Consider the following 14307-nt stretch of genomic DNA (forward strand, 5'->3'; position numbering starts at 1 on the left):
TCTTGATTTTATGTTTTTGAGTTTTGGCAGAAAGTAGGTGTCGAGCGTTCTTGTTAGAGAGGCAGCGGCTAATCACAGCGATGCCTGGAGAGTGAATGGCCCCCTCGCAAAATCGCGTGGGGGCGGTCCTTGCTGATTAACTGACGGTGCGCAGACGTGAGGCTGTTGCCGGTTGTGGGTCCAGCAACTGGAAGAGATTTTTGATGTTGGCCGGCGTCGGCACCAGGTGGATGCGCTGGCCGATTTGCTGTTGCTGAGCCAGGTCGTTGAGGTAGCGCAGTGACGAAAAATCTTCCAGAGCAAAGCCCACCGAATCAAAGACCGTCACCTGCGTATCGCTCTCGCGGCCGGGCACTTCGCCCTGCACAATCCGGAAAAACTCGACCACTGGAGAGTCGGCCTCCAATTGCTGAATGTCGCCTTCGATGCGTGTTTGCGGCTCGAATTCGACGATGACCCGGGCGTTGCGCAGGATGTCGGCGTGCAGTTCGGTTTTACCCGGGCAGTCGCCGCCGACCGCATTGATATGCATGCCGGGTTCGATCATTTCGGGCGTGAGAATCGTTGCGTAGGCTTTGTCGGCGGTGACTGTGGTGACGATATGCGCACCCTTGACCGCGTCCTTTACCGAGTCGGCCAGAATCACTTCGATCTGCGGAAACGCCGCCAGGTTGTGCTTCAACTTGAGCGAAGCGTCGCGATCAATATCGAAGATGCGGATTTCGCTGATGCCCAACATTTCATGAAAGGCGAGCGCCTGAAACTCACTCTGCGCACCGTTGCCGATGATCGCCATCGAGGTCGCACCCGGGCGAGCCAGCGACTGCGCAACCAGTGCCGAGGTGGCAGCGGTGCGCACGGCGGTGGTCAATGTCAGTTCGCTGAGCAGGGTCGGATAGCCACTCTGCACATCGGCCAGCAGCCCGAAAGCCATGACGGTCAGCAAGTTGCGCTGACCATTGTCCGGATGGCCGTTGACGTATTTGAACGAGTACTGCTGGCCATCGTCGGTGGGCATCAGCTCGATCACGCCGTCTGCCGAGTGGTTGGCCGTGCGCGGCGATTTATCAAATTGTGCCCAGCGTGCGTAGTCCGCTTCGATGTAGCTCGCCATGTCGCGGATGGCCCGGCGGATGCCGACCTGGGTGAACAGGCGTGCAGCATCATCGACATCAATAAAAAGCGTCATGTTGTTGTTCTCCGATTCAGTCATTCAAAGGCCGCAGAGCGGGGATGGTTCAGCTGCGTTTACTCTCGAAACCATGCAGCACGTTCACCGCATTGATGCCGATTTCATCGACCATGTAGCCGCCCTCCATCACGAACAGGGTGGGGCTACCGACACTGGCGATCAGCGTTCCGATGCCGATGAAGTCCTCGCTTTCCAGCAGGAAGTGGCTGATGGGGTCGTCCTTGAACGTGTCGACACCGAGGGAAATCACCAGCACCTCAGGTGAGAACTGCTGGAGTTTTTTGCAGGCGTGGAGCAGGGCGTTGCGGTAGCTCTCCCACGTGGTGTTTTTCGGCAGCGGGTAGTTGAGGTTGTAACCCTCGCCGACACCCGCGCCGACTTCGTGGCTGTAACCTGAAAAGTACGGGTAGGACACCGCAGGTTCACCATGCAGCGACACGAACATGACGTCGCTGCGCTGGTAGAAAATGTTCTGGGTGCCGTTGCCGTGGTGGAAGTCGACGTCGAGCACCGCGACACGCTTGGCGCCTTGGGTGATGGCCTGTTGCGCGGCAATCGCGGCGTTATTGAGGTAGCAATAACCGCCCATGTATTCGCGCGCAGCGTGATGGCCGGGCGGGCGGCACAGGGCAAAGGCGCTGTCGTGGCCTTCATCGATCAGTGCGAGTCCGGTGAGGGCGATATCCGCGCTGGTTTTCACCGCTTGCCAGGTCGTGGCGGTGATGGGCGAACCGGCATCCATGGCATAGAAGCCGAGCTTGCCGTCGATGAACGTCGGCACTTGCTCGTTGGCCAGATCGCGTACCGGCCAGATCAGGGGCAAGGCATCGTGCGTGCGTCCGGTTGCGCACCATTCGGTCCAGGCACTTTCCAGAAAACTGACGTAGCGCTCACTGTGCGCGTTGACGTAGCACGAGCGGTCAAACGCACGCGGTTCGACGATTTGCCCCAGGCCGACCTGTTTGACGCGGTTGTGCACGGTATCGGCCCGACTCGGTTGTTCGAATGACGGCTTGAGCACGCCGTCCTTCAATTCGGTGCCATGGTGCAAACGGTGGGAATCACTGAAAACTGTAAACATTCTGCGCATCCGTTAATGTGAGCCAGTGCAAATATTCTGTTCCGGCTGACCTGCGCTTTCTTTGCTTTGTTTTCTTGATTCGGTAGATTAATCGGGCGTTCTTACTCAGGATTGGCGTCATGCAGAAAAAATTATCCAAACGCATCAGTCTCGACGAGACCGACCTGGCGATTCTTGAGTTGTTGCAGGAAGACGCCAGTATTTCCAACGCTGAACTCAGTGAGCGGCTGTCGTTGAGCCTTACGCCTTGCTGGCGGCGGCGCAAAAGAATGGAGGAGGCCGGGGTGATCAAGGGCTATCAGGCCAACCTTGATCGGCGAATGCTCGGGCTGGACATCATGGCGTTCGTGCACATCCGTTTTTCCACCCACGCCGATCACGCGCCCGACGCCTTCGAGTCGGTGATTGCGCAACTGCCCCAGGTGCTGTCCTGTCACAAGATCACCGGCGATGCCGATTATGTGTTGCAGGTGCTGGCCGAGGATCTGGACAGTTACAGCGATTTCATCGAGCAGGTGCTCAGGCGCCAAGTAGGGATTGCGTCCATCCAGTCCAGCCTGGCGTTGCGTGAGGTCAAGACCAGTAGCCGTATTGCGATACCCAGACCGGGAAGGGAATGAGCGGGCCGGGGGCGTTTTTCCAATGGGGTGACAGAGTCTTTTGCGGCGTTGTCGGCAGACCAGCCGATTGCCGCAGCCCTGGATTCTGAACCCGCGCTGTCGATCAGCAAAATTTCATCTTGCCGGGTGCGGCTTAGGCCTAGGATGCTTGCACAAGATCATCCCAAGGGGAGCTGTACCATGCGCACCAATGTCGTCAAAGTGCTGTTGATCGCCGCAGCTGTCTCGGTATTGAGTGCCTGTTCAGGCGCCGGAGGTTTGACCACCACCAGTTGTTTCTCCTCGGATTGCCAATCGCCGGAGGGGCGCAGTCATGCGACGACCCTGAAGTTTGGCGGCAACAGCATTGGCAGCAGCTTGAACCAGTACAGCTCCGGGATGTTGCATGACGATTGATAGATTTCCTGGCTGAGAATCAATGTGGCGAGGGAGCTTGCTCCTGCTGGGGGCGCGAGGCGGCCCCTCAAAAGAAGGCCTGCTGCGCAGCCCAGCGGGAGCAAGCTCCCTCGCCACAAATGTTTGTGCCTAGAAGATTACTGCGGCAGCGCCAGCCACTCACCAATGATCTTCTGATAACTGCCAGTGACTTTGCTCAGATGCAGCCACTGATCAACGTACAGTTTCCAGCTGATGTCATCGCGCGGCAGCAAATACGCCTTCTCGCCATACTGCATGTACTGGTGCGGATTCACCGCGCACAACCCCGGTTTGAGTTTCTGCTGATACAGCGCTTCCGAGGCGTCGGTGATCATCACGTCGGCCTTGTTGTCGAGCAGTTGCTGGAAGATCGTCACGTTGTCGTGCAGGGCCAGTTGCGCCTTGGGCAGGAAGGCGTGGACGAAGGCTTCGTTGGTGCCGCCGGCGGGTTCGACCAGACGCACGTTGGGCTGGTTGATCTGCTCGACGGTCTGGTATTTGGACTGGTCGGCGCAGCGTACCAGCGGAATCTTGCCGTCGCTGTCGAGAGTGTTGCTGAAGAAGGCTTTTTTCTGCCGTTCCAGCGTCACCGAAATCCCGCCCATGCCGATGTCGCACTTGCCGGCCTGCATGTCCGGCATCAGGGTTTTCCAGGTGGTTTGCACCCACTCGACCTTGACTCCTAGGCTGTCGGCCAGCGAGCGCGCCATGGCGATGTCGATGCCCTCGAAGTCGCCGTCGGTGCGCTTGAAGGTGTAGGGCTTGTAGTCGCCGGTGGTGCAGACGCGCAGTTGGCCTTGTTGCTGGATGCTGTCGAGGTGCGAAGGGCTTTCCTGCGCCTGAACGCCAGCGGCCAGGGTCAGCGCGCCGCAAAGGATCATCGTGCTTTTTAGAATGGTCATGGACATCGGGCTTCTGCAGAGGACGGTGAGCCAGTGTAGTGAAAGGCCTTCTCGGGTGTCATCCCGCGTCCGGACTCAACGTGCCGAGCCACGCCACCAACGCCACGATCAGCAGGGCCATGCCCAGTTCCAGCAGCACGCTGCGCCTGAGTGCATGCGCCGCGATGACGTGCTGTCCATCGCGTAGCGATCGCTCCAGCGCAGGCCCAAGGTGAAAGCGGTTCAGCGCCGCCAGAACCAGCATCACGGCAAACAGCAAAACCTTGATCGCCAGCAACATCCCATAGGTGCCGAGCAGCACCTCATCCAGCCTCGGGCGGACGATGAACAGGTAATTCACCACGCCGCTCACTGACAGCGTCAGCACAATCGCCGCGCCGATCCATTCGAAGCGTTTCACCGCCGCAGCCAGCAGGCGAATCCGTGCTTCATCCACACCACCCCGCGCCAGCAGCACCAGCGCCAGCATACCGCCCAACCATGCCCCCGCCGCCAGCAGATGCAGGATGTCGCTGAGGAAATGCCAGACCCGCAGCGAGCCCTCGTCCATTGCTCCGTGCCCACTCCACGCAAGGGAGGTGAGGGCGACCGCGCCGGCCATCGACGCGAGCCACTTCCCCGGCTGAGCCAGCACCACGATCAGTGCAATCATGCGCAGCGCCCACGCCAACCCGACGTCCGTTTCCAGCAGCATCATCTGCAGGTGCGGCCAGAGTGCGGCGAGTTCGGTTTCGCCACTCATGGCGCTCGTCATCAGCAGCACTCCAGCCACTGACAGCAGGGCCCCGATCAACGCCAATCCACGCAACAGCGGCCTGAACCGCAGCGGCGCGTTCACGCTGTACAGCGCAAACAACGCCACCCCGAACAACAGCAGCAAATCCACATACAACGCCAGGCGCAGAATGATGTTGATCAGTTCAGCCATCGCTCACTGCACTTTGAACGTGACGTTGCCGGTGATCGGGTGCGTGTCGGACGACACCGCGCGCCACTCGACCTTGTAGGTGCCGGCGGGCAACGGCGTGAGCGGGGTGACGAGCATGGATTTCGGGTCGCTGCCGGCGCTGACTCTGGCCTTCATCGGCATCGGCGAATGAGCCATGCCCGGCATCTCGGTCATCACCAATTTGGCGCCGGAGAACTGAGTCAGCAGGCTCTCGGAAAAGTGCAGTTCGATCTTGTCGGGAGCCGCGCCGTCGGCACCTTCGGCCGGGGTTGATGACAGCAGTTTCGGGTGAGCCTGAGCGAGGCTGCTCAGGAGCAATCCGCTGGCGAGTACAAGGGTGATATTCAACGTGCGCATGCAAGACCTCTGGGGTTGTTTTTCAATGGGATTCAGAACCACAGCCGCACACCAAGCACGAGCCGTGCTTCGCTGCGATTTTCGCCTTCTTCGCGGACGTAATCGGCGGTGTTGCCGTAGGTGCGGTGCCACGTCACGCCGAGGTACGGCGCAAATTCGCGGCGGATTTCGTAGCGCAGGCGCAGGCCGGTTTCAGTGTTCGACAGGCCGGAGCCGAGGCCCCGTTGCGGGTCGTTTTTGCCGTAGACGTTGAGCTCGGCGGTGGGCTGCAGGATCAGCCGATTGGTCAGCAGAATGTCGTAATCGCCCTCCAACCGCAGTGCGCTTTGTCCGCCTTCGCCGAGAAACGCCGTAGCCTCGGCTTCGAAGTTGTACAGCGCCATGCCCTGCACACCGAACGCGGCCCAGGTTTGTGGGGCGCCGGGTTTGAAGTCCTGACGCACGCCGCTGACCACGTCCCACCACGGCGAAATCGCATGGCCCCACAAAGCCTGGAGCTCGGCGTCCTCGGCCTTGCCGTTGCTGCGTTCGCCTTCGGAGCGCAGCCACAGGCGATCGATGTCGCCGCCGATCCAGCCGGACAAATCCCAGGCCAAAGCGCTGCCGTCATCGGCGTTTTGCCATTCGAGTTTGTCGGCGAGGAAGTAGCTGTTGATCGCGCTGTCGTGCACCTGATGGCCGCCGGGGCTGACAAACACGGCGGCGCGGTCGGCGTCGGTCAGCACCGGGATCGGCGTGCGACTTTCTGTCGGCGCGGCGGGCTGCATCATGCCGTCGTCCATGCTCTGCATCGAGTGATCCATGCCGGGCATCTGACTGTGATCCATGCCTTGCATGTCGTCGGCGGCCATGACGGAGCTGCCGATGATTAACAAGGAGAACGCTGCGATTCGAGTCATGATCGGCCCCTTCATTCTTCCACCCGCACTTCGCGGAACATGCCGGTTTCCATGTGATAAAGCAGATGGCAGTGATAGGCCCAGCGGCCCAATGCATCGGCCGTCACCCGATAGCTGCGACGGGTACCGGGGGGCATGTCGATGGTGTGTTTGCGCACCTGAAAGTTGCCGTTCTCGTCTTCCAGATCGCTCCACATGCCGTGCAGGTGGATGGGGTGGGTCATCATGGTGTCGTTGACCAGCACCAGACGGATGCGCTCGCCGTACTTGAGGCGCAGCGGCTCGGCGTCGGAGAACTTGATGCCGTTGAACGACCAGGCGAACTTCTCCATGTGCCCGGTCAGGTGCAGCTCGATCGTGCGCCCGGGATCGCGGCCGTCCGGGTCTTCGAAGGTGCTGCGCAGGTCGGCGTAGGTCAGCACGCGACGGCCGTTGTTGCGCAGGCCGAGGCCAGGGTCGTCGAGTTTCGGCGCGGTGCTCATGGCTTGCATGTCCACCAGCGGATTGTCCTGTTCGCTGGCGGGGTGCGATTGCATCGGACCCATCGCCGAGTGATCCATGCCCGCCATGGCGCTCATGTCCATCGAGCCGTGATCCATCCCGGCCATGCCCATGTCATCCATGGTCACCAACGGGCGCGGGTCCAGCGCAGGCACCGGTACTGCCAGACCGGCGCGGGTGGCGAGGGTGGCGCGGGCGTAACCGCTGCGATCCATGGCCTGGGCAAACAGGGTGCAGGCCTCGCTGTCAGGCTCGACGATCACGTCGTAGGTCTCCGCCACGGCGATGCGCAGCTCGTCGACGCTGACCGGTTTGACGTGCAAACCGTCTGCCGCGACCACGGTCATTTTCAGCCCCGGAATGCGCACGTCGAAGTAAGTCATGGCCGAGCCGTTGATCAGCCGCAGGCGCAGTTTTTCGCCGGGGCGAAACAGTCCGGTCCAGTTGCTGTCGGGCGTGTGGCCGTTGATCAGGAAGGTGTAGGTGGCGCCACTGACGTCGGCGATGTCGGTGGGGTTCATCTTCATTTCGGCCCACATCGTGCGGTCGGCGACGCTGGCCCCCCAGCCTTTGTCGCTGACGTCGTCGATGAAATCGCCAACGGTGCGCTTGTGGTCGTTGTAGTAGTCGGACTGCTTTTTCAGGGTCTTCATCAGGCTGGCCGGGTCTTCGTCGGTCCAGTCGCTGAGCATCACCACGTAGTCGCGGTCGTACTGGAACGGCTCCGGCTCTTTCGCGTCGATCACCAGCGGCCCGTAAACCCCGGCCTGCTCCTGCAAGCCGGAATGGCTGTGATACCAGTAAGTGCCGTGCTGCCGCACCTTGAACTGGTAGACGTATACGCCGCCGGGTTCGATGCCGTGAAAACTCAGACCCGGCACGCCGTCCATGTTGGCTGGCAGCAGGATGCCGTGCCAATGAATCGAAGTGCTGTCCTTGAGCCGGTTGCGCACCCGCAACGTCACCGTATCACCCTCGCGCCAGCGCAAGAGCGGGCCGGGCAGACTGCCATTGATGGTCAGCGCAGTGCGCGGGCTGCCGGTGAAGTTGACCGGGGTTTCGCCGATGAACAGCTCGAATTCGCTGCCGCTCAGTTCGTTGATCTGCCCAGGCGGGGGCAACGCCCAGACCGGCGCGCGCCACAGACCGAGGCCGCCGAGCAGGCCGCTGGCGGCCAGGCCTTTGACGAAGGTGCGTCTTGAGGTGTTGGAAGGCATGCGCTGGAAGTCCCCGTTTGATTCATGACGGGGAGGCTACCCAGCGCTGGCTTTCAGTTGGCTGAGAGGGGGATTACAGTTTTGACAGTTTGGCCGCTCGCGTTACAGACCGAGCCCCTCCTGCACCACCTGCAACAGGTTGTTCTCGGTCAGCGCAATGGCATCCAGTTCCTGCCCGGTTTCCACCGTTTGCAACCACCAATGGCTCTCATGATGTTCATCGACGGTGCGCAGCAGATAGGTGTTGCGATCCGGCAGGGTGATCTGCACGCGGCCGGCGCCGTCTTCGGTAAACCGGGCGATGGGATCAAAGGTCAGGGTTTGCTGGTTGGCTTCGATCACCAGTTGGTCGATCGCGTAATCGTGACTTTCGCCATCGGGTGAGCTTTCGCAAACGTGGGTCGGGTTGCGACGGATTTTCAGGCCCACTTCAGTGACTGGCTGCAGCCAGGCCTCGATGCGGTGGTACAGATCGTAGACCTGCGCCGGCCAGCAATCGATCTCCAGCGCGGCATCCGCATGGGTGTGCCGGGTTTGCTTGAGTTTGGCGGCGAGTTCGTCTGCTTTACTCATTTCGGATCCCTTGGTTTGATGTCTGCCTGTTAATCGTAGACCGTTCAACGGCGTACGGCCTTGCCTTGCGTCATGCGCTTGCAACACAAGCATGGCGAAATCAGCGCTGGCCAAGTCTGGTCAGCATCAAAAACCACGGACGCAGGCGTCCCAAGGAGCGGGTACATGAAAAAGCTGTTTACAATTCTGGCGCTGATCGCGCTGACGGCCGGTAGCATCGGCCTGAGTTCGGCGCGTCAGTCGAACGCCAGCAAGGTACAAACGGAAGCGGTGGCGGGGCAGTTCGATTACTACCTGCTGACGCTGTCCTGGTCGCCAACGTTCTGCCTCACCCACAAAGATGACGTGCAATGCTCCGGCAAGGGCTACGGCTTCGTGCTGCACGGCTTGTGGCCGCAATACGCCAACGGCGGCTGGCCGGAGTCCTGCCCACCGCTGACCACGTTGTCGGCGGCGGAAACCACCAAGGGCCTGACACTGTTCCCGACCAAGAAACTGCTCGATCACGAATGGTCCAAGCACGGCACCTGCAGCGGTCTGGGCGCAATGGGTTATCTGGACGAAGCGGACAAAGCGGTTGGCGCGGTGAAAATCCCGCAGGAGCTGCAACCGTTCAGCTCCTCGTATTACTTCGAAGCCCAGGAAATCGCCGACCTGTTCCGCAAGGCCAACCCGGGGATCCCGGCCAATGGCATCGCGGTGATCTGCAGCGGCCCGGAACTCTCGGAAGTGCGCGTGTGCATGGGCAAGGATCTGCAGTTCGGCGCGTGTGGCAAGGGCGTGAAGACCCAGTGCCGGGCGGGGGATATTCGGGTGCCGCCGTCGCGTTGATGTGAGTGGTTGCACGAATGAAAAAGGCGCCTCGATCGGGCGCCTTTTTTTGCCTGGAGGTTTGAAGCACCCGGAAAATTCACGCATGCTTGCGCCCCCCAAAGGATGACCCGTAACACTGCAAGGAGCTGTTCATGAGCGGAAAACCCGCCGCCCGCGTCACCGACCCAACCGCCTGCCCACACCCGGGACATGGCACCAATCCGATGCCAGTGGCTCGCCGAATGTGAATTTCGACGGATTGGTGAAAAGTGGCTTATCTCCTTTGGCCCTTCATTAAACGTCAATGTAGACACAAATCATGCAAATGCTTTGGGGTTGTTTACTGCCCGTATCGCGGGGAGCAAATCGGCAGCCGATATGCTTTTTGACTCAATCATGAAGGATTTTCCATGATGTACAGGGTGCTCATTTGTTGCTTGCTCGCTATTTGCTCAGGTTGTGTGAAAGACCACACAAAGCCTCCCGCAAACCTGAACTTCGAATCTGTGGAAAGAGAAAAGTCGCTGCTATACATCATCCGGTATCAGTCGGACGTTGATGTGTTGGATCTTTTTGATCGCGGGGAGCGAGTTGGGATGATTTCGGGCATGCTTCATTGCGCATTGGCGGATGATCATGATTTCTCAGTAGGCAAAGCCATCCAGTTCTCCGCATCCGGTTTGATACGATCGGAAAAAAATGAAAACAACAAGGGAAAGTTTTCCTACCTTACTCGCGCATTCCTCAGTGAAACTTCCAGCAACCGAAGTTCTGAGAGAAATCTTTCAGTAACAGAACTGAATCAACTCCTCGCGAACAAACAACAAATCCCCTGCAAAGTCGTCGTCACCGCGTACGGCTACAAACCCTACTACTCAAACACCATGAACCTGCCGGTCGCGGATTTGCTGCGGGAAATCAACAAACCCCGATAGCCGTCATCGGTGCACTGCGCGATTGCCCTAAGCAGATACGCGAGGGCGATCACCCGCAAAACCACCACTGAAAATAAATCGACGTGCGGAGATCATCCAAATCCCTTGCGCGCCGATACAGCGGGGCAGGCGTGTGTTGGCGGGGCGGGTTTGCTGTGCGCACCCCGCTGGGCTACGCTCATGAAAAGTAAGGGTTTCGGGCTGCGGCCCCTGTCGTACCTGCCCAGGACACGTTTTTGCCAATCCCCATTCACGACCCCCATCAAACTCCCGGCACGCTTAAACGCCTGCCACTGCGCAAGGCGGCAGCGCTGTTCATCGTTGCGGTGTGCCTGTGCCTGTCCGGCTTGCTCTATCTGCAACTCGAGCAGACACGGCGTCAGGACCTGGCGAACGCGCAGATCGCGTCGACCAACCTGACCCGAGCCATGGCGCAGCAGGCCGAAGACACGTTTCTGGCCGCCGACCTGGTGCTCACCAGTCTCGCTGATTGGGTCGAGGACGATGGTTATGGCGCCGCGCAGCGACCACGTCTGCAAAAAACCTTCGCGCGTCGGGTGCAACAACTGGAGCAGTTGCACGGCATGTTCCTCTTCGATCGCGAGGGCCAGTGGGTGATCACCTCGTTCCCGGACCTGCCCCGTGGCAAGGGTGTGGCCGACCGCGAGTACTTCAGGTTTCACCAGCAAAACGCTTCTACCGTGGCGCACATCGGCCCGGCGATTCGCAGCCGCGAGAATGGCCAGTGGATCATCCCGATCTCGAAACGCATCAACGACCGCGCCGGCAACTTCCAGGGCGTGCTGATGGCCGGGATCAAGATGGCGTACTTCGACCGGTTCTTCAAAAGCTTCAGCCTCGATGACAACGGCATCATGTTTCTCGGACTCAAGGACGGCACGCTGCTGGCGCGGCGACCGTTCGACGAAGGCCTGATCGGTTCGTCGCTGGCGCAAGGCAGGATCTACCAGAAGCTGCTGCCCGAGGCCCCGGCCGGCACTGCGATGATCAAGTCGGTGGTCGACGGCGTGGTGCGCTTGTACGGCTACCGCCAGTTGGCGGCTTACCCGCTGGTGGTAGCGTCCGCCTCTTCGCGCGACACGATTCTCAAGGGTTGGTATGAGCGGGCCTTTCAGTCCAGCGTGATTGTGGCGCTGGTGATTCTTGGCGTCGGCCTGTTCGGCTGGGTGTTCATTCATCAGGTGCGCGACGGCGAGCGAATCGAGAAAAACCTGCGCAAGGCACAGCGCACACTGGAGCAGATCGCGACCCACGACAGCCTGACGGGGCTGGCGAATCGGCGCCTGTTCGAGCAATCGCTGGAGATCGAATTTGCCCGCGGTGCACGGCAGTCGAGTCCAGTCGGCTTGATCATGCTCGATATCGATTTCTTCAAGCGCTACAACGATGCCTACGGGCACGTGGCAGGGGATCACTGCCTGACTCAGGTGGCCCAGGTGTTGAAGAATTGCTCTCAACGCAAGTCTGACCTGGCGGTGCGTTACGGTGGCGAAGAGTTCGCGGTGTTGCTACCGGATACCGACATCAACGGCGTGCTGGCGATTGCCGGGCAGATTCGCCGCAGCGTGATGGATAAACGCATTACTCACAGCGGTTCGCCCACCGGATACCTGACGGTCAGTCTGGGTTGCTACTCATTTATTCCGAGCGGCAATGACAGCCTTGAAGTGTTTATCCAGCGTGCTGATGCGGCGCTGTATCAGGCAAAAAATGCCGGGCGCAATCGCGCGGCGGTGTTGTCGCTGGAGGAGGGTGTTGCCGAGTTGATGCGGTCGGATCGCTAAAGCCTCCGCGCTTGATCTGTGGCGCGGAATCAGATTCCAGCGCCACAGATTCATGCCTTCATGCCGGATCACCAGCGGTCACGCTTGTTCGTTCAGCTGCCTGTGCCACCACCGGCACCGCCAGTTCCGCCGCCGGCCGAACCAGTGCCGCCCCCCGCTCCCGATCCAGAACCCATGGTGCCACTGTTGGTGCCGGTACCCTTGCCGGCGCCATCGGTACTGTCACCGTTTTTCGGAGCGCCGGGGGTGCTGTTGGGTGGCAGGTTAGTGCCGCTGGTGGCGCCGGATTTGGTGCCTGAAGCATCGGCGCCGTCATTGGCCGCGAAGGCGCCGACCGAGGCGGTGGCCAGCAGCCCGGCGAGCAACAGGGAAGTCAGTTTGCGCGTTGTCATGGTACGTCTCCCAAATAGGTTCGGTTACCTGACTTTGGTCTGACGGCCGCAGCTGTTGGTGCCGATTGGCTGACGAGCGGTTGTCGAGCCTCAGCCTCGATCCTCAGCCAGTTTCTGCTCCAGCACCTGCCGCACCTGCGGCCACTCGTCATCGATGATGCTGAAACGCACCGAGTTACGCTTGCGGCCGTCGGGCATGATCCGCTCGTGGCGCACGATGCCTTCCTGTTGCGCACCGAGGCGCAGAATCGCGTTGCGCGACTTCTGGTTGTTCTCGTCGGTGGTGAACTGCACCCGCACGCAGTCGAGCACCTCGAAGGCGTGGCGCAACATCAGGTATTTGGCTTCGGTGTTGACGAAGGATTTCTGCCAGCGCGCCGAAATCCAGCTGCTGCCGATTTCCAGTTTGCGATTGAGCGGGTCGATCTTCCAGAACCGGGTCGAGCCGATCACTTCGCCGCTATCCTTCAACACGATCACAAACGGCATGACCGTGCCGGCATCACGGCCGTCGAGGGCTTTTTTCAGATAGCTGTCGATGGTGCTCGCCGACGGCACCACAGTGACGGTGAGGTTCCACAGTTCGCCGTCAGCGGCGGCCTGGAGCAGGGCGTCGGCGTCGGTGTACTGAAGCGGGCGCAGGAGGATGCGCGGGCCTTGCAGGGTGGTGAGCATGGAATCAAGTCTCGGCAGTTCGGGGCAGTGACGAGCGCCTATTACGCCGCAGCCGGTTGATCCGATGCAACCACCGCCGTTAGCACAGGGTCACAAATTTCACACCTTGTTCGCCGGAGCCTGAACGATGAAAAACCTGCGGATCGCCACGTTCAACGTCAACGGCCTGCGCGCACGCTTGCCGAACCTGCTGCAGTGGCTCAAGCGCGAGCAACCGGACATCGCTTGCCTGCAAGAGCTCAAGTCAGTCGACAGTGCATTCCCGGCCGCCGAACTGGAATCCGCCGGCTATGGCGCGATCTGGCACGGGCAGGCGTCATGGAACGGCGTGGCGATTCTCGCTCGCGATGCGCAGCCGCTGGAGAGTCGCCGCGGTCTGCCGGGCGATCCCGAGGACAAGCACAGCCGTTATCTGGAGGCGGCGGTGCACGGTGTGTTGGTCGGCTGCCTGTACCTGCCCAACGGCAACCCGCAGCCGGGGCCGAAGTTCGACTACAAACTGGCCTGGTTCGAGCGCTTGATCCGCTACGCCAAGGATTTGCAAAGCAGCGACCATCCGGTGGTGCTGGCCGGCGATTACAACGTGGTGCCCACCGACATGGACATCTACAACACCCGCTCCTGGCTCAAGGATGCGCTGCTGCAACCCGAGAGCCGCGAGTGTTATCAACGCTTGCTTGATCAGGGCTGGACCGATTCGCTGCGCCATCTGTATCCCGACGATCGCCTCTACACATTCTGGGATTACTTTCGCCAGCATTGGCAAACCAACTCCGGTCTGCGCATCGATCATCTGCTGCTCAACCCGGCACTCAGTCCGTATCTGCACGAGGCCGGCGTCGACGCCTGGGTGCGCAACGAACCGCACGCCAGCGACCATGCGCCGACCTGGATTCGCATCGGTTCGCGCAAGCGTCGGTAGCGCTGATTGGCGAAATCAATTGTCGGAGTCGGGGCCCGATCCCGTATACATGTCGGC

16 protein-coding genes and 1 pseudogene are annotated in these 14307 nt (G+C 60.5%); 7 read left to right on the forward strand and 10 right to left on the reverse strand.

What is annotated here, in order from left to right; genetic code table 11:
* Positions 1-136: 136 nt before the first annotated feature.
* Entirely contained in the window at positions 137-1189 is a 1053-nt protein-coding gene (locus tag H043_RS0108550; protein ID WP_027611500.1) for an ornithine cyclodeaminase, read from the reverse strand.
* Between the two features lie 49 nt (positions 1190-1238).
* On the reverse strand, positions 1239-2273 hold the full coding sequence (locus H043_RS0108555; RefSeq protein ID WP_027611501.1) for a histone deacetylase family protein: 1035 nt from the start codon (positions 2271-2273) through the stop codon (positions 1239-1241).
* Between the two features lie 119 nt (positions 2274-2392).
* Here H043_RS0108555 and H043_RS0108560 point away from each other — a divergent pair, with 119 nt between their 5' ends.
* Together H043_RS0108560 and H043_RS0108565 are read left to right on the forward strand one after the other, a co-directional pair.
* Positions 2393-2893, forward strand: a complete 501-nt coding sequence (locus H043_RS0108560; RefSeq protein ID WP_027611502.1) for an Lrp/AsnC family transcriptional regulator — start codon at positions 2393-2395, stop codon at positions 2891-2893.
* A 180-nt stretch (positions 2894-3073) separates the two neighbouring features.
* Positions 3074-3289 carry a hypothetical protein gene (locus tag H043_RS0108565; protein WP_027611503.1) on the forward strand — a complete coding sequence of 72 codons (216 nt, stop codon included), beginning with the start codon at positions 3074-3076 and terminating at the stop codon, positions 3287-3289.
* A gap of 137 nt (positions 3290-3426) precedes the next feature.
* On the opposite strand, the gene H043_RS0108570 is transcribed toward H043_RS0108565, so the two are convergent.
* The 6 genes from H043_RS0108570 to H043_RS0108595 form a co-directional block, all read right to left on the reverse strand.
* Positions 3427-4212 (reverse strand): transporter substrate-binding domain-containing protein, encoded by a 786-nt coding sequence (locus H043_RS0108570; protein WP_027611504.1) that lies wholly within the window; start codon positions 4210-4212, stop codon positions 3427-3429.
* Between the two features lie 58 nt (positions 4213-4270).
* Entirely contained in the window at positions 4271-5140 is an 870-nt protein-coding gene (gene copD / locus H043_RS0108575; RefSeq protein WP_027611505.1) for a copper homeostasis membrane protein CopD, read from the reverse strand.
* A gap of 3 nt (positions 5141-5143) precedes the next feature.
* Positions 5144-5518, reverse strand: coding sequence for a copper homeostasis periplasmic binding protein CopC (gene copC, locus H043_RS0108580; RefSeq protein ID WP_027611506.1), 375 nt, complete (start codon positions 5516-5518; stop codon positions 5144-5146).
* A 32-nt stretch (positions 5519-5550) separates the two neighbouring features.
* Positions 5551-6417, reverse strand: coding sequence for a copper resistance protein B (locus H043_RS0108585; RefSeq protein ID WP_027611507.1), 867 nt, complete (start codon positions 6415-6417; stop codon positions 5551-5553).
* Between the two features lie 11 nt (positions 6418-6428).
* The gene (locus tag H043_RS0108590; RefSeq protein WP_027611508.1) at positions 6429-8135 is read right to left on the reverse strand and encodes a copper resistance system multicopper oxidase; all 1707 of its coding nucleotides are present in this window, start codon (positions 8133-8135) and stop codon (positions 6429-6431) included.
* A 102-nt stretch (positions 8136-8237) separates the two neighbouring features.
* Positions 8238-8708, reverse strand: coding sequence for a hypothetical protein (locus H043_RS0108595; protein WP_027611509.1), 471 nt, complete (start codon positions 8706-8708; stop codon positions 8238-8240).
* A gap of 165 nt (positions 8709-8873) precedes the next feature.
* Between H043_RS0108595 and H043_RS0108600 the strand changes: the two genes are divergently transcribed.
* From H043_RS0108600 to H043_RS0108610, 4 genes and pseudogenes are all read left to right on the forward strand, one after another.
* A complete protein-coding gene (locus H043_RS0108600; protein ID WP_027611510.1) occupies positions 8874-9539 on the forward strand; it encodes a ribonuclease T2 in 666 nt (221 codons plus the stop codon).
* Positions 9540-9673: 134 nt separating this feature from the next.
* Positions 9674-9783, forward strand: a pseudogene (locus H043_RS30410) (PAAR domain-containing protein); the annotation flags it as partial.
* 148 nt (positions 9784-9931) lie between these two features.
* Entirely contained in the window at positions 9932-10456 is a 525-nt protein-coding gene (locus tag H043_RS0108605) for a hypothetical protein (protein WP_049827826.1), read from the forward strand.
* Between the two features lie 236 nt (positions 10457-10692).
* A complete protein-coding gene (locus H043_RS0108610) occupies positions 10693-12261 on the forward strand; it encodes a sensor domain-containing diguanylate cyclase (protein ID WP_027611512.1) in 1569 nt (522 codons plus the stop codon).
* Between the two features lie 92 nt (positions 12262-12353).
* Here the strand turns inward: H043_RS0108610 and H043_RS0108615 are convergent, their stop codons facing one another.
* Positions 12354-12653: a hypothetical protein gene (locus H043_RS0108615; RefSeq protein WP_027611513.1), complete on the reverse strand. Its 300-nt coding sequence runs from the start codon at positions 12651-12653 to the stop codon at positions 12354-12356.
* A 90-nt stretch (positions 12654-12743) separates the two neighbouring features.
* Positions 12744-13328, reverse strand: coding sequence for a GNAT family N-acetyltransferase (locus H043_RS0108620; RefSeq protein ID WP_027611514.1), 585 nt, complete (start codon positions 13326-13328; stop codon positions 12744-12746).
* A 127-nt stretch (positions 13329-13455) separates the two neighbouring features.
* Here H043_RS0108620 and H043_RS0108625 point away from each other — a divergent pair, with 127 nt between their 5' ends.
* Positions 13456-14250: an exodeoxyribonuclease III gene (locus H043_RS0108625; protein ID WP_027611515.1), complete on the forward strand. Its 795-nt coding sequence runs from the start codon at positions 13456-13458 to the stop codon at positions 14248-14250.
* Positions 14251-14307 lie beyond the last annotated feature (57 nt).

The organism is Pseudomonas sp. URIL14HWK12:I6 (assembly GCF_000514195.1).
Lineage (GTDB): Bacteria > Pseudomonadota > Gammaproteobacteria > Pseudomonadales > Pseudomonadaceae > Aquipseudomonas > Aquipseudomonas putida_A.